This is a genomic window from Streptomyces sp. NPDC006544 (assembly GCF_040611715.1).
Classification (GTDB): Bacteria; Actinomycetota; Actinomycetes; order Streptomycetales; family Streptomycetaceae; genus Streptomyces.
The window spans coordinates 1-7537 of record NZ_JBEXOV010000181.1 but is presented as its reverse complement, the minus strand read 5'-3'; the positions used below and the strand labels follow the sequence as shown (position 1 = coordinate 7537).

Genomic DNA, 7537 nt, shown 5'->3' with positions numbered 1-7537 from the left:
CGGAGGAACACCGCGTCGCCGTCCTCGGCGGCGGCGTGGCCGGGCTCACCGCCGCGCACGAGCTCGCCGAACGCGGCTACGCCGTCACCGTGTACGAGCGCCGGGCGCTCGGCGGCAAGGCCCGCAGCATGGACGTCCCCGGCAGCGCGCGCGGCGGCCGCCGCCCGCTCCCCGCCGAGCACGGCTTCCGCTTCATCCCCGGGATCTACCACAACCTGCCCGACACGATGCGGCGCATCCCCTTCCCGGGCAACGCGAACGGCGTCTGGGACAACCTGGTCGCCCCGCGCGAGATGATGTTCGCCCGCGCCGTCGGCCGGGAGGACCTGCGCGCGCCCATCCCGTGGCCCGGCCACTCCCCCGCCGAACTGACCCCCGACGAGCTCCGCCGGTCCCTCACCGGCATCCTCCAGTCGCTGGTCCGGCTCCCGCTCCACGAGACGGCGTACTTCGTCGACCGTGCGCTCGTCTTCCTCACCAGCTGCGACGAACGGCGCAACGAGCAGTGGGAGCGCACCCCTTGGTGGGAGTTCACCCGGGCCGCGCGGATGTCGAGCGAGTACCAGCGCATCCTCGCGATCGGGGTGACGCGCAACATCGTGGCGACCAAGGCCGAGGAGGCCTCCACCCGTACCGTCGGCACGCTCGGCGAGGCCTTCGTCTTCAACCTGCTGGGTCGCGGCGCGGACGGGCCGCCGGACCGGATCCTGAACCTGCCGACCAACGAGGCCTGGATCGACCCGTGGGAGGCCCATCTGCGGTCCCTGGGCGTGGAGTTCCGGATCGGCTGGACCGTGCGGGAGGTGCGGTACGCGGCCGGTCGCGTGAGCGGGGTCCTCGTCGAGGATCCGGCGGGCACGGCCCGGACGGTCACCGCCGAGCACTACGTCAGCGCGCTGCCGGTCGAGCACGCCCGCCGCACCTGGAGCCCCGCCCTGCGGGCGGCCGATCCGATGCTCGCACGGTGCGACCAGCTTCAGACCGACTGGATGACCGGCATCCAGTTCTACCTGACCGAGCGGGCACCCCTCGTCCACGGGCACCTCAACTGCGTCGACTCCCCGTGGTCGTTGACGGCGATCCAGCAGGCCGAGCACTGGCCCGCGCGCGATTTCCCCGCCGACTACGGGGACGGCTCGGCCGTGGACTGCCTCTCGGTGGACATCTCCGAGTGGGACAGGCCCGGGATCCTGTACGGGAAGACGGCCAAGGAGTGCACCCGCGAGGAGGTCGCACGCGAGGTGTGGGCGCAGCTGAAGGCCTCGCTCAACGACACGGGGAAGACCCTGCTGTCCGACGGAAAACTGCACTCGTGGTTCCTGGACCCGGGAGTGGACGGGATCGGCACGCCGCACCCGACCAACCAGGACCAGCTGCTCATCCACCCGACCGGCACCTTCCACAACCGGCCGAGCGCGGGCACCCGCATCCCCAACTTCTTCCTCAGCGGTGACTACGTGGCCGTCGACATCGACCTGGCGACGATGGAGGGAGCGAACGCCTCGGCCCGCGCCGCCGTCAACTCACTTCTGGACCGCGACGGTTCGACGGCGCCGCGGTGCGCGGTGACGCCGCTGTACCGGGCGCCGGAAGTGGAATCCTTCAAACGCAACGACCTGTGGCGCTACCGGCTCGGCCTGCCGAACGCCTTCGACCTGGGGTGAGCCGCGCCGGGTTACCGTCGGGGGCATGACGACGACGGCAACGGTGGGATCACTGCTCCGCACGTGGCGGGAGCGGCGCGGGATCAGCCAGCTGGAGCTGGCGGGCCGCGCCGACTCCTCCTCCCGGCACATCAGCTTCGTGGAGACCGGCCGCTCGCGGCCGAGCGAGGAGATGGTGCTGCGGCTGGCGGAGCACCTGGACGTCCCGGTGCGGGACCGCAACGCCCTGCTGCTGGCGGCGGGTTACGCACCCCGGTACGCGCACACGCCGCTGGACGATCCTTCGATGGAGGTGCTGCGCGAGGCACTGGAGCGGCTGCTGACCGGCTACGAGCCGTATCCGGCACTGGTGGTGGACGCCACGTACGACGTGGTGGCCGCCAACCGGGGCATCATGATGCTGCTGGAGGGGATGCCCGAGCACCTGCTGGCCGGTCCGCTGAACGCCATGCGGCTGACCCTGCACCCCGAGGGACTGGCCCCGCGGATCCACAACCTGGCCGAGTGGCGGGGGCACCTGCTGGCCCAGATGGAGCGGCAGATCGCGCTGGCCCGCTCGGCGCCGCTGCGCGCGCTGTACGAGGAGGTCTCGGCCTATCCGGTGCCGGCCGCGGCGGCGGAGCGGCCCGGCGAGGACGCACCGGACGGGGCGCTCGCCTCCATCGCGCTGCCCCTGCGGATCGAGCACGACGGGCACCTGCTCTCCTTCGTCTCGTCCATCTCCACCTTCAACACGCCGATGGACGTGACCGTCGCCGAGCTGGCCATCGAGACCCTGCTCCCGGCCGACCCCGCGACGGTGAAGTACCTGCGGTCACTGGCGCCCTGAGCCGGCGCGCAGCGCGAGCTGCTGCAGGAGCGCGAAGGCGGCGACCACGACGGCCTGCGCCGCGATCCACACCGCCCCGGCACTCGTGGGGGCGAACCAGGCGAAGAGGGCGACGACACTGAGCGCGGCCCAGGCGTAGTTGAGCTCGACGACGAGCTTCACCGGCCGGGCCGGGGGCTCCCGCCGCGAGGCCAGCAGGCCGACGCCCGCACCGTAGAGCGCGAGCACGGCGCCCAGTACCAGCAGCAGCTCCTGCCCGACGCCGAGCAGCCGGCCCAGGGGTGCGGAGAAGGCGGCGTAGGCGAGGCCGTTGCCCGCGGTGACGACGGCGTCGAGGGCGAGGACGCGGCGCAGCGCGGCCTGCGGGACGGTGGTGCGGGCTACGGTGTGGAGCAGGGTTGCGGACATGGCGGATCAGCCTCCGTCGACGGTCGAACGCGCTGGTGGGAGTACGGGTGACCCGGGTCCCGGAGCCGAGTGCGCGGCCCCGGGACCCGATGCCGCTACTGTGCCGCCGCGCCCCGGCGGGGTCGATTACCTGCGGAGTCATGGCACCGGCGGCCCCACCTTCTTTGAGCTGGACGGAAAGAAAGGTGGGGGGACGCCCTGGCCCGCCACAGAATCGAGGGCTAGGGTTCACACAGAGCAACCGTCTCGAACCTTCTCTCTACTGACGGAGATACGCCCGGTGCCAGCCGCCGTCCGGTCCGACCTCGCCGCTGCCTGGGCACGCGTCGCGGAACTGGCGGAGCGGCGCGGCCAGGACCCGGCGCACGTGCTCGCCGTGGAGCGGCTCGGCCACCTCTCCGGGGTCGAACCGGCCCGCATCCACCGGGTGCTGGCCGGCACCGCGGCCGAACTGCCGCTGTACGAGCGGGTGCACCAGCGCTTCCTGCGGCTGCGCGCCACCCGCCGCGACAAGCACGGCCGCCCCTGGCCGCTCGCCGCCATCGCCGAGGACTTCGACGCGCCCGGCGCCTCACTCGGTCCGCTCAACGCAGGCACGGGACTGCTCCGGCTCGGTCACGCGGCCGGCGTGCAGCGGTTCTTCGGGGTCTACGCGGGCTTCCTCCTCGCCGACAGCAAGAGCGCGGTGGAGCGGGCCCTGGCCACCGCCGGGGCCGGACCGGCGGGCGGCCCCACCGGCGGTGCGGACAACCTCGAACACCTCTCGTACCTCACCGGCATCACCCCGCACGCCATCCGGCTCACCCTCGACGGCGATCCGCCCCGGCTCCCGCTGAAGGAGCAGGTCCGCGAACGGTTCGAGCACCTGCGCCGCACCCGGCCCCGGGAAGACGGCCAGCCGCACTCCCTCACCGCCATCGCCGGGTCCTTCGACGCGACGGGCCAGTCGCTGACCCGCCTCGCGCGGGGCGAGGGTCTGCCCAACCTCGCGGCCGCCGCCGGAATCCAGCGCTTCTACGGAGTCGAGAGCGGGTTCCTGCTGGCCGACGACACCGAGGCGCTCACCGCCGCCCTCGGCGGGATCGAGGGCGAACTGCGGTCCGCGGAGCGGCCCGCCGAGAACCCGATGCTCGCCGTGATGCGGGCCCACGACGTACGCAGCATCGTCACCCGGGCGGGCAAGCTCTCGCCGGGCGGCTGGAAGTCACTGGCCGACCACCTGGACGACCTGCTCGCGCGGGAGGGACAGCTGGGCCGGCCGGCCGCGCCCGCCGCGCGGAGAGCGGACGGCCGCGCCGCCGCCTGCCCCCGCGCCGAGGACCACACGGCCGACGGCCGCGCCGGGAAGGACCGGCCCGGCGCCGGCGAGCGGACCGCCCATGCCACACCTGCCGAGGGGGAAGCACCATGAGGACCACACGGGCCATGCGCGGACTCGGCGCCGACCTGCTGGCGGCCGCGCGCCTGACCCCGCCCGCGGGAGCCTCCGACATCATCGGCGCGGTCTGCGCCGCCTACGGACGCGTGCGCGGCAGCCGGCCGGTCGAGTTCCGGTTCGCCGCCTTCCCTCCCGACACGGCCAGCGGGCTGTGGCTCGGGCTGGAGGAACGCGACCTCCTCGTCATCGAGGAGCACACCCGGCCCGAACACCAGCTCGTCATCGCCTGCCACGAGCTGTGGCACGTGGACGAGGGCACCTGCGACCACCACGGACCGGGCATGGACGTGGCCGCGCGGCTGACCGCCCGCAACGGCAGCCTCGCCGGGCTGCTGCGATCCGACCGCCGACTGGGCTCCGTCGTCCGGCAGGCGGCGGCCCGCGCCGACCGGGAGGACCCGGCGGAGATCCGGGCGGAGACCTTCGGGCTGCACCTCGGCAAGATCCTCAAGGCGTTCCTTCCACCACCCCGGGAGGAACAGGTCCCCGAAGCGATCGAACGCATCACGAGCTCGTTCGGCTGGGGACGTTGAGCGCGGTCCCGGTGACCACACCCGACGGCTGACCGCCGCCTTTCCCGCCGACGCACTTCCTCCGCCGATGCGCTCCGATCGGCCCTGACAGAGAGCACCACACGATGACCCAGTCTTCCCCGCCCCGCCACGCCGTCGTCATCGGCGGCAGCCTGGCCGGCCTGCTCGCCGCAGCCGTCCTCGCCGAGCACGCGACGGTCACGATCATCGACGCGGACACCCTGCCGGACGGGCCGGAGCCACGGCGCGGACTCCCCCAGGCCCGGCACACCCACCTCCTCTGGTCGGGCGGGGCGCGCGCCATCGAGGAGATCCTGCCCGGCATCACCGACGACTGGACGGCCGCCGGCGCCTTCCGCCGCAGCCTGCCCACCGACCTGGTCACCAAGACCGCGCAGGGCTGGCTGCCCCGCCACGGCGAGATGCAGTTCAACATCTCCTGCAGCCGCGACCTCCTCGACTCGGTGATCCGCTCCCGCGTCATGGGGCTGGCCGGGGTGACCACGCTCCAGCAGGGCCGGGTCCGCGGCCTGGAGGGCACCGCCGACCGGGTCACCGGTGTCCGCGTCGACACCCCCGGCGAGGAGAACCGCCTGGTCACCGCCGATCTCGTGGTCGACGCGAGCGGCCGCGGATCCCGTTCCCGGACCTGGCTGGAGGCACTGGGCGTCAGCGGCCTCAAGGAGGCCGGGGTGGACTCCGGGCTCGTCTACGCGACGCGCATCTTCGAGGCCCCCGAAGGCGCCCACGCCCTGGGCTTCCCCATCGTCAACGTCCAGTCCGATCCCCGGGTGCCCGTACCCGGCCAGACCGCGACGATCGTCCCGATCGAGAACGGCCGCTGGCAGGCCACCCTGTCCGGCACCCGCGGCGGCCAGCCCACCGGCGACCCGGAGGCCTTCATCCCCTTCGCCAAGGGGGTCCGCGACCCGATCGTCGGCGAGCTCCTCGAGGGCAGGGAGCCGCTGACCGACGTAGCCGTCACCCAGGGCACCGCCAACCGCCGGATCTTCTTCGAGAAGGCCGAACTCCCCGACGGGTTCTTCGCCGTGGGCGACTCGGTCGCCACCTTCAACCCGCTCTACGGGCAGGGCATGACCGTCGCCGCCCAGGGCCTGCTGGCCGTCCGTACGCTGCTGCGCGCCAAGGGCCTCGCACACCCGGGCATCGGCCGCGAGGCGCAGCGTGCCATCGCCCCGCAGGTGTCCGTCGCCTGGGACCTCGCGACCTCGCAGGACATCCTGTACCCGGGGGCCACCGGCATGAAGCCCCGGCCGGGCGCGGGGCTCCTCAACGGGTACGTCGACCGGCTGATGACGGGCGCCACCACCAAGGAATCGCTCACCGCCGCCCTGCTCCAGGTCATCACCATGAACCGGGCGCCGACGTACTGGGTGCGCCCGGGCGTGGTGTGGGAGGTGCTGCGGGCCTCCGAGCGGGGCGCGCTGAAGGCGGCGCCGCTGACCTCGGCCGAGCGTGCCGTCGCGGGCCTCGACCAGGACGCACCGACCGCGCCCGCGCCGGCCGCCGGCACGGCCGCGACCGTCGACCTCTCCGGACCCGCCGACCCCGTCGGACAGGCCCGATGATCGAAAGCCTCGTCCTCTACGTGCCGGGCGTGGTGATCGCCACGGCACTCGTCGTCAAGGCGCCGACGTTACGACGGGGCTGGGACCAGCCCCTCATGCGCGCCGTCTGCACCCTCCTCGTCGTGGGCGCGCTCGCCGTGTTCCTCTCGGCGCCCCCGACCATCGTCGCCGTCAACAAGACGACCGGCGTCGTCAACTTCTCGGCTCCCCTGGTGTACAGCCTGCTCACGGCCTTCTCGGGCGCCTGCATCGTGCTGATCCTCCACTGGAGCGGTCCCCCCACCCCTGCCGTGCACCGGGCCACCCGGCTGACGGTGGTCGCGTACGGCGCCGTGACGGTGGCGATCGTCGTCCTGTTCGCCCTGGGCGACGCGCCGGACGAACGGCTGCGGGACATGGACACGTACTACGCCGACACGCCCTGGCTGCGCGAGATGATCGTCTGCTACCTGACGGCGCACACCGTCGGCAGCACCGCGCTCACGGTGCTCTGCTGGAAGTGGCTCCGCCGTCTGGACCCCGCGATGTGGCCGCTGCGTACGGGACTCGCGCTGCTCATGTCCGGCGGGGTGTTCGACCTGGCCTTCCTCGGCGTGAAGTGGACGGCGATGGCCGCGTGCTGGAGCGGTGGGGACCTGGACTACCTGTCCACGTCCGTGGCGCCGCCGCTGGGCGCCGTCGCGGCCCTGCTGGTGGGCTGCGGGTTCCTCGTCCCCCTGGTCGGCGGATCGGCGCCGTGGCGGGACTACAGCCGCTACCGGCGGCTGCGGCCGCTCTGGGCGGCACTGCGCGGATTTTCCCCCTGCGGGGCGCGGCCCGTGCCGCTGACCTGGTGGTCACCGGTCGGAATCCGGCTGATCCACCGCGAATCGGTGATCGACGACGGGATCCTGGCACTCGTGTACTGGTTCGACCCGGCCGTGCGCGACGAGGCGTACGGGGCCGCGCGCGCCCAGGGACGGCCCGAGGAGCAGGCCGCGCTCAGCAGGCTCATGCAGCAGATCGCCAGGACCAGTGAGCGCCTCCTGGGGCTCAAGTCGCGCATGATGCCGATAGTACGCCTAACTAAAGAAATA

At 73.2% G+C, this 7537-nt stretch carries 7 protein-coding genes; 6 read left to right on the top strand and 1 reads right to left on the bottom strand.

The window, feature by feature from the left end:
* Together ABZY44_RS37015 and ABZY44_RS37010 are read left to right on the top strand one after the other, a co-directional pair.
* The coding region (locus ABZY44_RS37015; protein WP_356661846.1) for an FAD-dependent oxidoreductase at positions 1–1664 on the top strand (1664 nt) is incomplete at its 5' end.
* Between the two features lie 25 nt (positions 1665–1689).
* Positions 1690–2493, top strand: coding sequence for a helix-turn-helix transcriptional regulator (locus ABZY44_RS37010; RefSeq protein ID WP_356661844.1), 804 nt, complete (start codon positions 1690–1692; stop codon positions 2491–2493).
* Here ABZY44_RS37010 and ABZY44_RS37005 read toward each other — a convergent pair.
* The gene (locus tag ABZY44_RS37005; protein ID WP_356661842.1) at positions 2479–2901 is read right to left on the bottom strand and encodes a hypothetical protein; all 423 of its coding nucleotides are present in this window, start codon (positions 2899–2901) and stop codon (positions 2479–2481) included. The genes ABZY44_RS37010 and ABZY44_RS37005 overlap by 15 nt on opposite strands.
* 280 nt (positions 2902–3181) lie before the next feature.
* Here ABZY44_RS37005 and ABZY44_RS37000 point away from each other — a divergent pair, with 280 nt between their 5' ends.
* The 4 genes from ABZY44_RS37000 to ABZY44_RS36985 form a co-directional block, all read left to right on the top strand.
* A complete protein-coding gene (locus ABZY44_RS37000; RefSeq protein WP_356661840.1) occupies positions 3182–4312 on the top strand; it encodes a hypothetical protein in 1131 nt (376 codons plus the stop codon).
* Complete coding sequence (locus ABZY44_RS36995; protein ID WP_356661838.1) at positions 4309–4872, top strand: toxin-antitoxin system, toxin component; 564 nt, start codon at positions 4309–4311, stop codon at positions 4870–4872. Before ABZY44_RS37000 ends, ABZY44_RS36995 begins: the two co-directional genes overlap by 4 nt.
* A 104-nt stretch (positions 4873–4976) precedes the next feature.
* Positions 4977–6461: an FAD-dependent oxidoreductase gene (locus ABZY44_RS36990; RefSeq protein WP_356661836.1), complete on the top strand. Its 1485-nt coding sequence runs from the start codon at positions 4977–4979 to the stop codon at positions 6459–6461.
* The coding region (locus tag ABZY44_RS36985) for an MAB_1171c family putative transporter (protein ID WP_356661834.1) at positions 6458–7537 on the top strand (1080 nt) is incomplete at its 3' end. The genes ABZY44_RS36990 and ABZY44_RS36985, both read left to right, overlap by 4 nt.